Below are 12,053 nucleotides of genomic sequence, written 5' to 3' on the forward strand. Positions count from 1 at the left end.
GTATAGCGGACAAGTGACCGGAGGTAGCCGATGAACGACAGGACCCCCTTCCAGCCCGGCCGCCCGGTGGTCCTGCGCGGCGGCACGGTGCTGCCGATGGACGACGGCCGCCAGGTGCTCCGCGGCGCCGACGTCCTGGTCGCCGACGACCGCATCGCTGCCGTCGGCCCCGGCCTGGAGGCGCCCGCCGACGCGCTGGAGATCGACGCCACCGGCGGCATCGTCATGCCCGGCATGATCGACACGCATCGCCACATGTGGCAGACCGTCATGCGCGGCTACGGCGCCGACTGGACCCTCACGCAGTACTTCGTCTGGAACTACCTGGAGCACGGCAAGCTGTTCCGCCCCGACGACATCCACGCCGGCAACGTCCTGGCCGCCCTGGAGGCCCTGGAAGCGGGCGTCACCACCGTCGTCGACTGGTCGCACAACCTGCAGAGCGCCGAACACGCCGACGCCGCGGCCGACGCCCTCCAGTCGGTGCCCGGCCGGTTCGTCCTCGCCTACGGCAACATCCAGCAGGCCCCCGCGGAGTGGGCGACCTCGGCCGCGTTCCGCGACTTCGTCTCCCGCCGCATCACCGGCGACGACCTACTCGGCTTCCAGCTCGCCTTCGACGTGCTCGGCGACCCCGCCTTCCCGGAGAAGCCCGCCTTCGACGTGGCCCGCGAACTGGGCGTCCCGGTCACCACCCACGCCGGGGTCTGGGGCGCCACCAGCGACGCGGGCATCCAGCTGATGTACGACCACGGCTTCATGACGCCGCGGACCGTGTACGTGCACGCCGCCTCGCTGTCGACCGACTCCTACCACCGCATCGCCGCGACCGGCGGATCCGTCTCGGTGTCCACCGAGAGCGAGCAGAGCGCCGGCCAGGGATACCCGCCCACCTGGCGCATCCGCTCCCACGGCATCCCCGTCTCGCTGTCGATGGACACCAGCGTCTGGTGGAGCGGCGACCTGTTCTCCGCCATGCGCGCCACCCTCAGCGCCGACCGCTCACGCGAGCACCTGGAGGCCCACGCCAACGGCGGCACCGTCACCCACGCGGGGCTGCGCGCCGACCAGGTCGTGGAATGGGCGACCAGGGGCGGGGCGCAGGCCATCGGCCGCTCCGACCTCGGACGGCTGGAGCCGGGCTACAAGGCCGACCTCGTGCTCATCAAGAACGACCACTCGCCGGTGAGCTTCCCGCTGCACCACCCGTACGGCCACGTCGTCTTCCAGGCGCAGCGCGGCGACGTACACACCGTGATCGTCAACGGCCGCGTGGTCAAGTACGAGCACCGCCTGGTCGGGGCCGACCTGGACGCCGCCAGGCGCGCGGCCGAGCGGTCGGTGGAGCACCTGCGCTCGGCCATGGGGCAGGAGGCGTGGGAGCGCGGGATGAACCCCGACGTGCCCGAGTCCAAGATCCTCGACAACCCGTACACCTACACCGACTACAGCAGTGCCGACACCCACAGCCTCTAGAGTCTGAGCCATGGCACGCGGCGACACTGGACCCGACTTCATCGAGGCACTGGCCCGAGGTCTCGAGGTCATCCGGGCGTTCCAGCCGGGACGCCCGGTGATGACCCTCACCGAGGTCGCCACCGCCACGGGACTGGCCAGGCCGACCGCCCGGCGCATCCTGCTGACGCTGACCGAGATGGGCTACGCCAGGACCGAGCGGGGCGGCTTCGCCCTCACACCCCGGGTGCTCGAACTCGGCGTGTCCTACGTGCGCTCGATGGGACTGTGGGAGGTGGCCAGGCCGCACCTCGAACGGCTGGTGGCCACCACCGGCGAATCCTGCTCGATCGCCCAGCTCGACGGCTCCGACATCGTCTACGTCGCGCGCGTCGCCGTACCCAGGATCGTGACGCTGTCGGTGCAGATCGGGACCCGCTTCCCGGCGCTGCAGACCTCGCTGGGCAAGGTGCTGCTGGCCGCGCTGCCGCCCGCCGAGGTCGACCGGGTACTGGCCGAGCCGAGCCGCTCGGGCATCGAGCCACGGTGGCGGCCCTCGGCGGGCGAACGCGAGGCGGCGCTGCGTGCCGTACGGGCCAGGGGGTGGGCGGTGACGGACGAGGAGCTCGCGCTCGGCATCCGGTCGGTCGCCGCCCCCCTGCGCGACGGCCTCGGCCACGTGATCGCGGCCGTCAACGTCAACGCCCACGCGGCCGAGACGACGGTCGAGAAGCTGACCGAGGAGCACCTGCCCGTCCTGCTGTCGACGGCCGCCGCGATCAGCGCCGACTGGGCCCTGTACGAAGCGGTGCCGCACGTCACCGCCTCCTAGTCGTCCTCGGTGAACACCACCTCGCGGCGCTTGCGGATCGCCGGCAGGACGGCGAGCACGAGGGCGCCGGCGGCCAGCGCCAGCAGGACCGCCGACAGGGGCCTGGTCAGGAAGACCGTCGCGTCGCCGCGCGAGATGATCATCGCGCGGCGCAGGTTCTCCTCGATGAGCGGCCCGAGGACGAACCCGAGCAGCAGCGGCGCCGGCTCGCACCCGCACTTGATCAGGACGTATCCCAGCAGACCGAAGAAGACGATCGCGTAGACGTCGAAGGCGTTGAACCCGAGCGAGTAGGTCCCGATCGCGGCGAACAGGATGATCATCGGGAACAGCACCTGGTACGGGATGCGCAGCATGCGCACCCAGATGCCGATCAGCGGCAGGTTGAGCAGCACCAGCAGCACGTTGCCGATCCACATCGACGCGATCAGGCCCCAGAACAACGCGGGCTCGTCGGCGATCACGTTCGGTCCCGGGGTGATGCCGTGCACGATGAACGCGCCGACCATCAGCGCCATCACCGGGTGGGCGGGCAGCCCCAGGGTGAGCAGCGGGATGAACGAGGTCTGGGCGGCGGCGTTGTTGGCCGACTCCGGTCCTGCCACGCCCTCGATCGCGCCGTGCCCGAACTCCTGCTGCCGCTTGCTGACCCGCTTCTCGACGGCGTAGGAGGTGAACGAGGCGAGCACGTGGCCGCCGCCGGGCAGCACGCCGAGCGCGGAGCCGAGCACGGTGCCCCGGGCGATCGGCGCGACGATCCTGCGCCGGTCCTCGCGGGTGGGCCAGAGGTTGCGCACCGTGCTCACCAGGGCCGTACGGCCGGCCTCGTTCTCCAGGTTGCGCAGGATCTCGGCCACGCCGAACATGCCCACCGCGACGGAGACGAAGTCGATGCCGCCGTACAGCTCGCGCTGGTCGAAGGTGAAGCGGGGCTCGCCGGTGTAGAGGTCCTGGCCGACGGTGCCGAGCAGCACGCCGAGCGCGATCATCGCCAGCGCCTTCAGCGTGGAGCCGCGCGCCAGCGCGATCGAGACGATCAGGCCGAAGAGCACCAGCGAGAAGTACTCCGCCGGGCCGAACTGCAGCGCGACGCGGGCCAAGGGAGGAGCGGCGACGGCGAGGACGACGGTGGCGACGGTGCCGGCGACGAACGAGCCGATGGCCGCCGCGGCCAGCGCGGCTCCCGCCCTGCCCTGCCTGGCCATCTCGTGACCGTCGAGCGCGGTGACGGCCGCCGACGACTCGCCCGGCAGGTTGATAAGGATCGCCGTGGTGGAGCCGCCGTACTGGGCGCCGTAGTAGATGCCCGCCAGCATGATGAGCGCGGTGACCGGCTCGAAGTTGAACGTGATCGGCAGCAGCATCGCCACGGTCGCCGTCGGCCCGATGCCGGGCAGCACGCCGACCATCGTGCCGAGCAGCACGCCGATGAAGCAGTAGACGACGTTCTCGAGCAGCAGGGCGGTGGAGAACCCCAGAGCGAGGTTGTCGAGAAGATCCATGTCACAACCCCAGCCAGGGACCGAACAGCGGGATGCGCAGCTGCAGCCCGACGACGAAGATCAGCGTGGCGGCCACGGTCAGCCCGCCGGTCACGGCCAGCGCCGCGAGCAGCCGCACGCGCTTGCTGGCCAGCGTGGTGAGCAGGGCGGTCACCGCCGAGGTGGGCACGAAGCCCAGGCCGCGCACGGTGAAGCCGAAGAACAGCAGCGCCGCCACGATGGCGGCGATGGCACGCCACGGGATGGGCCCGAACTCGGCCACCTCACCGGCGACGAGCCCCTTGACGGCGATGGCCAGGCCGAGCGCGGCCACGATCGCGCCCACGAGCAGGGGGAAGGCGCCGGGGCCCATCCGCAGCGGGGTGCCCAGCTCGTAGCTGAGCGACCCCACCACGAACGCGCCGCCGATCAGGACGAAGATCCCGCCGGCGACGAGATCCGGAACGGATTTCACTGGGCCTTGACCCCGGCGTCGGCGATGACCTTGCCCCAGACGCCGAGCTGCTCCTCGAGCTTCTTCTTGTGCGCCTCCGGGGTGGCGTCCTCGGCCTTGACGGGCGCGGTGCCGAGCTTGGCCATCTGGTCGACGACCTTCTGGTCGGCCAGGGCGGTCTTCAGGGCGTCGGTCAGCTTGGCGACGACGTCCTGCGGCGTGCCCTTCGGGACGTACAGGCCGTGCCAGACGCTGACCTCCATGCCGGGCAGTCCCGCCTCGGCGGTGGTGGGCAGGTCGGGCAGGCTCTTGACGCGCTCCGGGGTGGTGACCGCGTAGGCCTTGATCTCACCGGCGGAGATCTGGCCGCTGGTGTTGGTGGTCTGGTCGCACATGAAGTCGACCTGGCCGCCGACCAGGTCGGTCAGCGCGGGACCCGTGCCCTTGTACGGCACTTCCTGCAGCTTGACGCCGGTGGCGGTCTGGAACAGCAGGCCGCACAGGTGCGAGGCGGCGCCGACGCCGGCGTTGGCGAGGGTGACCTTGGCGGAGTTGGCCTTCACGTAGGTCACCAGGTCCTGGAGCGTGGCGGGCTCGAAGTCCTTGCGGGCCACGATCGTCATGGGCACCTCGGTGACCAGGCCGACCATCTCGAAGCTCTCCAGTGGCTTGTAGCCGAGGTTGGAGTAGAGGGCGGGCGCCGTCGACATGCCGATGTGGTGCATGAGCACGGTGTAGCCGTCGGGGTTGGCGTTGGCGACCTCGCCCGCGCCGACCGTGCCGCCCGCGCCCTCGACGTTCTGGACGACGATCTTGCCGCCGAGCTTGGCGGCCATCGGTTCGGCGATCATCCGGGTGACGGTGTCGGTCGGTCCGCCCGCGCTGAAGGGGACGACGATGGTGATGTTCTGCTCCGGATACGCGCCGCCGCCCGCTTGCGGGGCGCCGCCTCCTCCGTTGGAGCCGCAGGCCGCGGCGAGTGACAGGACGCCGATGGCGGCGATCATCCGGAATGTGCGGGGGGTTGTCATATCCCGGCCTCCTCATCAGGGCAGGGGCCCAGTGTGGGCTTGCGGTGACCCGGATGGTGTCAAAAGAATCCCAAGAAATTTGGGGGTAACACAAGCATCGGACATGCCCGTACAATCCGCCGGTATGCGGATCACCATCATCGAAGATGACGACCGCGTGGCGCGGGCGCTGGTGACCGTTCTGACCCAGTCCGGCTTCGAGGTCAACCGCATGGCCACCGCGGCGGAAGCCGTACGAGCCGAACCCTCCGATGTGGTCCTCGTCGACCTGGGCCTGCCCGACGGCGACGGGCTCGACCTGATCCGCAGGCTGCGCGACCGCCCCGAGACCGCCGTCATCGCCGTGACCGCGCGCTCGGAGGAACACGAGCGGGTGCGCGGCCTACGCGCCGGAGCCGACGACTACATCGTCAAGCCGTTCGGCATCCCCGAACTGCTGGCGCGGATCGAGGCCGTGCTGCGCCGTACGCGCGCCCACCGGGCCCTGCGACCCGAGGACGAGCCGCTGGTGCTCGGACCGATGCGGATCGTCGTCGGCACCCGCGAGGTCACCGTCGGCGGAGCCGGCGTGACGCTGACCCGCAAGGAGTTCGAGCTGCTCCTGCTGCTGGCCAGGCGCTCGCCGAACGTGGTGAGCCGCGAGGCCATCCTCGACCAGGTCTGGGGCGCCACCTGGGAGGCGTCGAGCCGCACCCTCGACACCCACATCGCGGCCGTACGGCACAAGCTCGGGCCGCAGGTGCCCATCCGCACGGTTCACGGAGTCGGTTACCGGCTTGCACCGTAGATTGCTGGTCGTCCTGGTGCCCCTCGCGGTGCTGCTCGTCGCGGCGCTCGGAGTTCCCCTGAGCATCACGGTGGGCGAGCGCGAGATGCAGGAGACCTACGTCGACAGGCTCAACGACGTCGGCAGGTTCGCCTCGCTGACCGAGACCGCGCTGTCGACCGGCAGGACAGAAGCACTCCAGCAGGAGCTGACGCGCTACCACTCGCTGTACGGCATCCCGGTCGCCGTGATCGACACCTCGGGAGCCGTCCTGCTCGGGCCCACCGGCGCCTACCAGGAGGCGGCGCGTGCCGAGCCCGCCCTGCCGAGGATCGTCACCGCCGCGCTGGCCGGGACCAGGTCGGAGCCCTCATGGGAGTGGGCGCCGTGGGACGACGCCGCCCTCGTGGTCGCCGAGCCGGTGGGCCGCGACAGCGAGGTCGTCGGCGCCGTGGTGTCGATCTCCGACCTGTCCGAGACACGCCGCCGCATCCTCGTGCGCTGGGCGCAGCTCGCCGGGCTCGGGCTGCTGCCGCTGGTCGGGCTGATGGCCGTCGCCTGGCCGGTGTCGGCGTGGGTGATCCGCCCGGTGCGCGAGCTCGACGCGGCCAGCTCGCGCATCTCCCAGGGCGACCTCACCATCAGGGCCGACGCCGAGAACGGCCCGGCCGAGCTGCGCCGCCTGGCGGGCTCGTTCAACATCATGATGGACGCCGTCGAGAACGCCGTGCAGCGCCAGCGCGCTTTCGTCTCCGACGCCTCCCACCAGCTACGCAACCCGCTGACCAGCCTGCGGCTGGCCGTCGAGAGCCTGGAGCCGCACCTGCGCCCCGGCGACGACGGGCGGCAGATGTTCGACGTCGCGGTCGACGAGCTCAAGGCCATGCAGCGCATGCTCAACTCGCTGCAGGCCAGCGCCAGGATGGAGAGCATCCGCACGGCCTCGCCCGTCGACCTCGACGAGGTGCTGGCCACGCGCGTCGAACGATGGCGGGCCCTGACCGGTACGGCGGGGCAGACCCTCGACGTCGACGTGCCCGCGGGCCTGCGGGTGCAGGAACCCTCGGGCGGCCTGGGCAGCATCCTCGACGAGCTGATCAGCAACGCGCTGCGGCTGTCGGACGCGCGGCTGGTCGAGGTCAGCGCCAGGGCCGCCGGCGGCGTGGTCACCATCGCGGTCCGCGACGACGGCCAGGGACTCGACGAGGCCGAACGTGCCCAGGCCCTGCGCAGGTTCTGGCGTTCGCCGAGACACCAGAACGTGCCGGGGACCGGCCTCGGCCTGGCGATCTGCGCCGACCTGATCGGGACGGCCGGGGGAGTGCTGCGGCTGGAGGACGGACTTCCGCACCCTGGCGGGCACGGCTTCGCCGCGGTGTTCACGCTGCCTATCGCTTCCGATCACGAAACCACGACACCGCCCCCGGATGCAGGGCGATCGGGCCGGTGGAGATCCCCGTCCGCACGTTGATGTGCCACGCCTCCGGCAGTGCCTCGGCGCCGCCCCTCCCGGCGGAGGTGATCGTACGGGTGTGCGTGAAGATCGTGTCGGTGATCGCGTGGACGAGCTCGGCGGGCAGGTCGTCGCGGACGAGCAGCAGGTTCGGCACCGCGACGGTCCTGGTGGCGGGGACCCCGGCGTAGGCCGTCGCCGGGATCGTGGCGGGAGCGTACGGCCCGGCGAACTGCTCGAACAGCTTGGCCGCCTGCGCGACCAGCGGGATGATCCGCACCGCGTGCTGCCTGGCCAGCTCGGTGATGGCCGGCGTCGGGACTCCGGTGAGGGAGAACATCGCGTCGATCTCCCCATCGCGCAGCGCCGCCGCCGACTCGGCCTGGCTGAGGTAGCGCCCCTCGGCCTCGATGCCGCCGACCTTCAGCACCCGAAGCGAGGTGAACTCGGTCCCCGAGTCGCGCGCGCCCAGCGACACCCGCCTGCCCCGCAGGTCGGCGAACTCCTCGACCGGAGAGCCCGCCATGACCACCAGGTGCAGATGGCTGTCGTACAACCGGCACACCGCCGACAGTCCTGCGGGCACGCTCCCGTCGTCGGCCGTCAGGGCGTCGAGGCTCGACAGGCCCAGGTGCACCTCACCCGCCATGAGCTTGCGGATGTTGTCGGTCGCCGCCCTGCTGGGCACGGTGACCACCGTGGCACCGGGCACCTGGGCGGTGATGTGCGCCGCCAGCGACCCGCCGATGCGGCGGTAGACCGCGCCCTCGGGGCCGGTGGCGAGCCTCAGCTGGACCTGGTCGACCTCGGCGGGACGCGAGCACCCGGCGAGCGACCCGCCCGCCGCCAGGAGCAGGGCTCGCCGGGAGAGGTGTCTGACCATGCCGAGATGATACGGATCAGGCGGCGCAGACGGCTTGGGCCCGCACGTGCCACGTGTTGGTCTGGCCGGGGGTGGTGCGCGCGGCACGCACCAGGGTGGTGCGCGGCTCGATCGAGCTCAGCACGTACAGGTGGGCGTCACCGGCGGTGCTGGGGATGATCAGGCCGCCGCTGCCGTGCACGGTGGTGCCGTCCGGGCAGTTGACCTGGGCGACGCTGTCGGACGAGCCGCCCGACGAGGTCTGCTGCTCCACCACGCCGTAGCCGGCCGGCTGGTTGGCGCAGACCACGGTCGCGATCATGTCCCACTGCCCGGCGAATCCGGCCCTGACCTCGGTACCGATGGCGTAGGCGCCGTCGCGGGCGGTGTTGACCAGGGTGCCGAGCAGGGCGACCTGCGGGGTGAGCTCGTCGGGGCCGCGCACCGTGCCGCCGGGCACCAGGGCGCGGCGTCCCGCCGAGCAGGTGGCGGCGGCGGTCTTGGGACTGACCGAGCTGCTGCCGACGGTGACGCTCCTGATCTCGTAGCCGGCGGGCGCCGGGGCGCACAGCGCGCGGACGGCGACGCTCCAGGCGCCGTCGAACGCGCGGAACTCCTCGGCGATGACGCTGTAGCCGTAGCGGCCGTCGACCACGGAGCGGAACGGCGTGACCGTCCTGAACTTGACCGCGTCGCTGCCGATCGTCTGCAGCGCGGCGCCGCCGCCCACGACGACGGTGCCCGCGGGGCAGAAGGTCCGCGCGGTCTTGCGCGGGGTGGAGTCGGAGGCCGAGTTGGCGGAGACGAGAGTACGGCCGGGCACGGCCGCCGTGGCGGTGGGGGCGGTGACGGCGATGGACGCCGCGACGAGCAGGACGCACGTGCCGAGGCGAGCGATGAGACCCATGTCGGTGCTCCTTCCGGGGTGGGTGATGCCGCTCATGGGACCACCCGGAATGCGCACCGCCTGTGCACTAGTACACACAGTGGGTGTGCAGAACTACGGCGTAACGCGAGAAAGCCCTGGTGACACGAACCCTCGAAGGAGGACATGGAGAACCTGGAACATCGGTGAGCCGGGAGACGATGCCATGAGTGGGAGGGGACCCGTGGCATCGTTGCCCGCCGACACCGAGATCGTCGCCGCGTTGCGCGCCGGCGACGAGGCCATGTTCGCCGCCCTCGTCGACGCGTGGTCGCGCAACCTGCTCTGGCTGGCGCGCTCCTACGTCTCCACCGACGCCTCCGCGCAGGAGGTGCTCCAGGACACGTGGCTGGGCGTGCTGCACGGCCTCGGCGGTTTCCAGGGGCGTTCGTCGTTCAAGACGTGGGTCTACCGGATCCTGATCAACACCGCCAAACGGCGCGGGGTCCGCGAGAGCCGTACCGTGCCGTGGAGCAGCATCGACGGCGGCGAGCCCGCCGTCGACCCCGGCCGTTTCCGCCTCGGCCACTGGCGGGAGCCTCCGGCCGCCTGGCCCAGCGCCGAGGGCGAGGCGCTCGTGCGCGAAGCGGGGGAGCAGCTCGCCCGCGCTCTGGCCACGCTGCCGCCGCGACAGCGCGCGGTGATCGTCCTGCGCGACGCCGAGGGCTACAGCGCCGACGAGGTGTGCGAGCTGCTGGGCATCACCGCGGTCAACCAGCGGGTCCTGCTGCACCGGGCTCGCGCCGCGCTGCGCAACCGGGTGGAGAGGTACTTTGTGACCATGGCGGGACGACCATGAGGTGCGCCGAGTTCGTGGAGCTCGTGACCGCCTACCTCGACGGCGCGCTGGACGAGAGGTCGCACGCGCGCTTCGAGCGGCACCTGCGCCGATGTGAGGGCTGCGAGCGTTACCTGGAGCAGCTTCGCGCGGTAGGGCCGGCCGTCGGCGCGTTGCCGCCGCAACCGCTGCCCGGCGAGGACCGTGACCGGCTGCTGGCGGTCTTCCGCGACTGGCACGAGGCCTAGCTCCGCGGCTCAGTGGGCTGCCGGCAGCCTGATCTCGAAGCGGCAGCCCGGCCCGTCGTTGACGACGCCGATCGTGCCCTCGTGGGCCTCGACGATGCCCCGCGCGATGGCCAGGCCGAGCCCCGCGCCGCCGTCCGAGCCGGGTGTGCGGGCCGACTCGCCCCTGAAGGCCACGTCGAACAGCCGCGGCAGGTCGGCCTCGGGGATGCCGCCGCAGCCGTCGCCGACCAGCAGCCAGGCGGCGTCGTCGCGGGCGAAGGCGCGCAGCGTGACGACGCCGTCCGACGGGGTGAAGCGGATGGCGTTGACCACCAGGTTGCCCAGCGCGCGGGTGAGCGCCCCGGCGTCGGCCTCGACCGGCACCGGCTCGGCCGAGGCGGCCAGCCGTACGCCCTTGGCGCGGGCGAGCGGCTCGGCCGAGTCCATCGTGTCGGCCACCAGGTCGGCCAGCCCGATCCTGGCCCGCGACAACCGCAGCGCGCCCGCGTGGATGCGAGACAGCTCGAACAGGTCGTCGACCATGCCGGACAGCCGCTCGACCTGGACGCGGATCTGCGCGTGGTAGCGTCCGACGGTCTCGGGATCGGTGACCACGCCGTCCTCGATCGCCTCGACCATGGCCCGCAGCCCGGCCAGCGGCGTGCGGAGGTCGTGGCTCACCCACGCGACCAGCTCCCGCCGCGCGCCCTCCAGCGCGCGCTCGCGCGCGTACGCCTCCTCCAGGCTGTCGGCGATGCCCTGCAGCTCGGCCGGGAGGCCCTTGGGCGCGGTGTAATCGCCGGCGCTCACGGCCCGCTCCAGCCGCCTGCTCTCCCGCACCACGCGGCGGGCGGCGAAGAAGGCGGCGCCGAGGCCGACCGCTCCGCCCACCGCGATCACGACCAGCACCGTGTTCCCGGCCGGGCCCTCGATGGCCATGCCGACGATCCCGGCCACCACGCCGGAGAGGGTGGCCAGGATCGCCACGACCGCGACGACGACCACCATCGAGCGCAGGGTCCGCAGGCGGGACATCGCCGCGATGCCCGCCAGGCCGCCCAGCCCGGCGATGACCGCGACGACGCTCGTGATCGTCATGGCGAGGGCTCGAAGCGGTAGCCAACGCCCCACACCGTGACGATCCGCCTTGGGCTGGTCGGGTCGGGTTCGATCTTCTCCCGCAGCCTGCGCACGTGGACCGTCACCGTCGAGGTGTCGCCGAAGGTCCAGCCCCACACGAGTTTGAGCAGGTCGTCGCGGCTGAAGGCCTGGCGCGGGTTGCGCATCAGATAGGCCAGCAGGTCGAACTCCCGCGCGGTGAGCGCCAGCATCTCCTCGCCCAGGTGTGCCTGGCGTGCCCCGACGTCCACGACCAGGTCGGCGTCGCGCAGCACGCCGGTCGCGGGGGCGGCGCCCCTGGCCCTGCGCAGCACCGACTGCACCCTCAGCGCCAGCTCACGCGGGCTGAACGGCTTGACCATGTAGTCGTCGGCGCCCGTCTCCAGGCCCGCGATGCGGTCGGTCTCCTCGCCGAGGGCCGTCAGCATGATGACCGGCACCGGCCAGCGTTCACGCAGCTTCTCGCAGACCTTCAGGCCGTCGACCTTCGGCAGCATGAGGTCGAGGATCATCAGGTCGGGCGGGTTGGCCATGGCCCTGCGCAGCGCTTCCGCGCCGTCGCCGACGTGCTCCACCTCGTGGCCGTCGCGCTCCAGGTATCGCGTCACGACCTCGGCGACCGTGAGATCGTCGTCGACGACCAGGATGCGGGTGCTCATCTCACCACGGT

At 71.8% G+C, this 12,053-nt stretch carries 13 protein-coding genes; 6 read left to right on the forward strand and 7 right to left on the reverse strand.

Annotated elements, in window-relative coordinates; all coding sequences use genetic code 11:
• Positions 1-30 precede the first annotated feature (30 nt).
• On the forward strand, positions 31-1,476 hold the full coding sequence (locus HNR30_RS33560; RefSeq protein ID WP_181614132.1) for an amidohydrolase family protein: 1,446 nt from the start codon (positions 31-33) through the stop codon (positions 1,474-1,476).
• A gap of 10 nt (positions 1,477-1,486) precedes the next feature.
• Positions 1,487-2,287: an IclR family transcriptional regulator domain-containing protein gene (locus HNR30_RS33565; protein ID WP_181614133.1), complete on the forward strand. Its 801-nt coding sequence runs from the start codon at positions 1,487-1,489 to the stop codon at positions 2,285-2,287.
• Here HNR30_RS33565 and HNR30_RS33570 read toward each other — a convergent pair.
• The 3 genes from HNR30_RS33570 to HNR30_RS33580 are packed head-to-tail and all read right to left on the reverse strand — an operon-like array spanning position 2,284 to position 5,253.
• Positions 2,284-3,789, reverse strand: a complete 1,506-nt coding sequence (locus HNR30_RS33570; RefSeq protein WP_181614134.1) for a tripartite tricarboxylate transporter permease — start codon at positions 3,787-3,789, stop codon at positions 2,284-2,286. The two genes, HNR30_RS33565 and HNR30_RS33570, sit on opposite strands and share 4 nt — an antisense overlap.
• Position 3,790: 1 nt before the next feature.
• On the reverse strand, positions 3,791-4,243 hold the full coding sequence (locus HNR30_RS33575; protein ID WP_181614135.1) for a tripartite tricarboxylate transporter TctB family protein: 453 nt from the start codon (positions 4,241-4,243) through the stop codon (positions 3,791-3,793).
• Positions 4,240-5,253: a tripartite tricarboxylate transporter substrate-binding protein gene (locus HNR30_RS33580; RefSeq protein WP_181614136.1), complete on the reverse strand. Its 1,014-nt coding sequence runs from the start codon at positions 5,251-5,253 to the stop codon at positions 4,240-4,242. The genes HNR30_RS33575 and HNR30_RS33580 overlap by 4 nt, the downstream gene beginning before the upstream one ends.
• Before the next feature lie 124 nt (positions 5,254-5,377).
• Between HNR30_RS33580 and HNR30_RS33585 the strand changes: the two genes are divergently transcribed.
• On the forward strand, positions 5,378-6,040 hold the full coding sequence (locus tag HNR30_RS33585) for a response regulator transcription factor (protein ID WP_181614137.1): 663 nt from the start codon (positions 5,378-5,380) through the stop codon (positions 6,038-6,040).
• The gene (locus tag HNR30_RS33590) at positions 6,030-7,490 is read left to right on the forward strand and encodes a HAMP domain-containing sensor histidine kinase (protein WP_181614138.1); all 1,461 of its coding nucleotides are present in this window, start codon (positions 6,030-6,032) and stop codon (positions 7,488-7,490) included. Before HNR30_RS33585 ends, HNR30_RS33590 begins: the two co-directional genes overlap by 11 nt.
• Here the strand turns inward: HNR30_RS33590 and HNR30_RS33595 are convergent.
• Together HNR30_RS33595 and HNR30_RS33600 are read right to left on the reverse strand one after the other, a co-directional pair.
• Complete coding sequence (locus HNR30_RS33595; RefSeq protein ID WP_181614139.1) at positions 7,408-8,355, reverse strand: TAXI family TRAP transporter solute-binding subunit; 948 nt, start codon at positions 8,353-8,355, stop codon at positions 7,408-7,410. The genes HNR30_RS33590 and HNR30_RS33595 overlap by 83 nt on opposite strands.
• Before the next feature lie 16 nt (positions 8,356-8,371).
• Complete coding sequence (locus HNR30_RS33600; protein ID WP_181614140.1) at positions 8,372-9,241, reverse strand: hypothetical protein; 870 nt, start codon at positions 9,239-9,241, stop codon at positions 8,372-8,374.
• Between the two features lie 202 nt (positions 9,242-9,443).
• Here HNR30_RS33600 and HNR30_RS33605 point away from each other — a divergent pair, with 202 nt between their 5' ends.
• Positions 9,444-10,058: a sigma-70 family RNA polymerase sigma factor gene (locus HNR30_RS33605; protein ID WP_312894818.1), complete on the forward strand. Its 615-nt coding sequence runs from the start codon at positions 9,444-9,446 to the stop codon at positions 10,056-10,058.
• Between the two features lie 14 nt (positions 10,059-10,072).
• Positions 10,073-10,285, forward strand: coding sequence for an anti-sigma factor family protein (locus HNR30_RS33610; protein WP_312894819.1), 213 nt, complete (start codon positions 10,073-10,075; stop codon positions 10,283-10,285).
• Positions 10,286-10,294: 9 nt separating this feature from the next.
• Here the strand turns inward: HNR30_RS33610 and HNR30_RS33615 are convergent, their stop codons facing one another.
• Together HNR30_RS33615 and HNR30_RS33620 are read right to left on the reverse strand one after the other, a co-directional pair.
• Positions 10,295-11,362, reverse strand: a complete 1,068-nt coding sequence (locus tag HNR30_RS33615; RefSeq protein WP_181614143.1) for a sensor histidine kinase — start codon at positions 11,360-11,362, stop codon at positions 10,295-10,297.
• Positions 11,359-12,042, reverse strand: a complete 684-nt coding sequence (locus HNR30_RS33620; protein ID WP_181614144.1) for a response regulator — start codon at positions 12,040-12,042, stop codon at positions 11,359-11,361. Before HNR30_RS33620 ends, HNR30_RS33615 begins: the two co-directional genes overlap by 4 nt.
• Between the last annotated feature and the right edge of the window lie 11 nt (positions 12,043-12,053).

This window comes from Nonomuraea soli, assembly GCF_013761175.1.
In the GTDB taxonomy this organism is placed as follows: Bacteria; Actinomycetota; Actinomycetes; order Streptosporangiales; family Streptosporangiaceae; genus Nonomuraea; species Nonomuraea soli.

What these genes read in the sequence shown, in the direction of transcription:
- HNR30_RS33560 (WP_181614132.1), top strand. Translation starts at nt 31, where the DNA reads ATGAACGACAGGACCCCCTTCCAGCCCGGCCGCCCGGTGGTCCTGCGC.
- HNR30_RS33565 (WP_181614133.1), top strand. Translation starts at nt 1,487, where the DNA reads ATGGCACGCGGCGACACTGGACCCGACTTCATCGAGGCACTGGCCCGA.
- HNR30_RS33570 (WP_181614134.1), bottom strand. Translation starts at nt 3,789, where the DNA reads ATGGATCTTCTCGACAACCTCGCTCTGGGGTTCTCCACCGCCCTGCTG.
- HNR30_RS33580 (WP_181614136.1), bottom strand. Translation starts at nt 5,253, where the DNA reads ATGACAACCCCCCGCACATTCCGGATGATCGCCGCCATCGGCGTCCTG.
- HNR30_RS33585 (WP_181614137.1), top strand. Translation starts at nt 5,378, where the DNA reads ATGCGGATCACCATCATCGAAGATGACGACCGCGTGGCGCGGGCGCTG.
- HNR30_RS33595 (WP_181614139.1), bottom strand. Translation starts at nt 8,355, where the DNA reads ATGGTCAGACACCTCTCCCGGCGAGCCCTGCTCCTGGCGGCGGGCGGG.
- HNR30_RS33600 (WP_181614140.1), bottom strand. Translation starts at nt 9,241, where the DNA reads ATGGGTCTCATCGCTCGCCTCGGCACGTGCGTCCTGCTCGTCGCGGCG.
- HNR30_RS33615 (WP_181614143.1), bottom strand. Translation starts at nt 11,362, where the DNA reads ATGACGATCACGAGCGTCGTCGCGGTCATCGCCGGGCTGGGCGGCCTG.
- HNR30_RS33620 (WP_181614144.1), bottom strand. Translation starts at nt 12,042, where the DNA reads ATGAGCACCCGCATCCTGGTCGTCGACGACGATCTCACGGTCGCCGAG.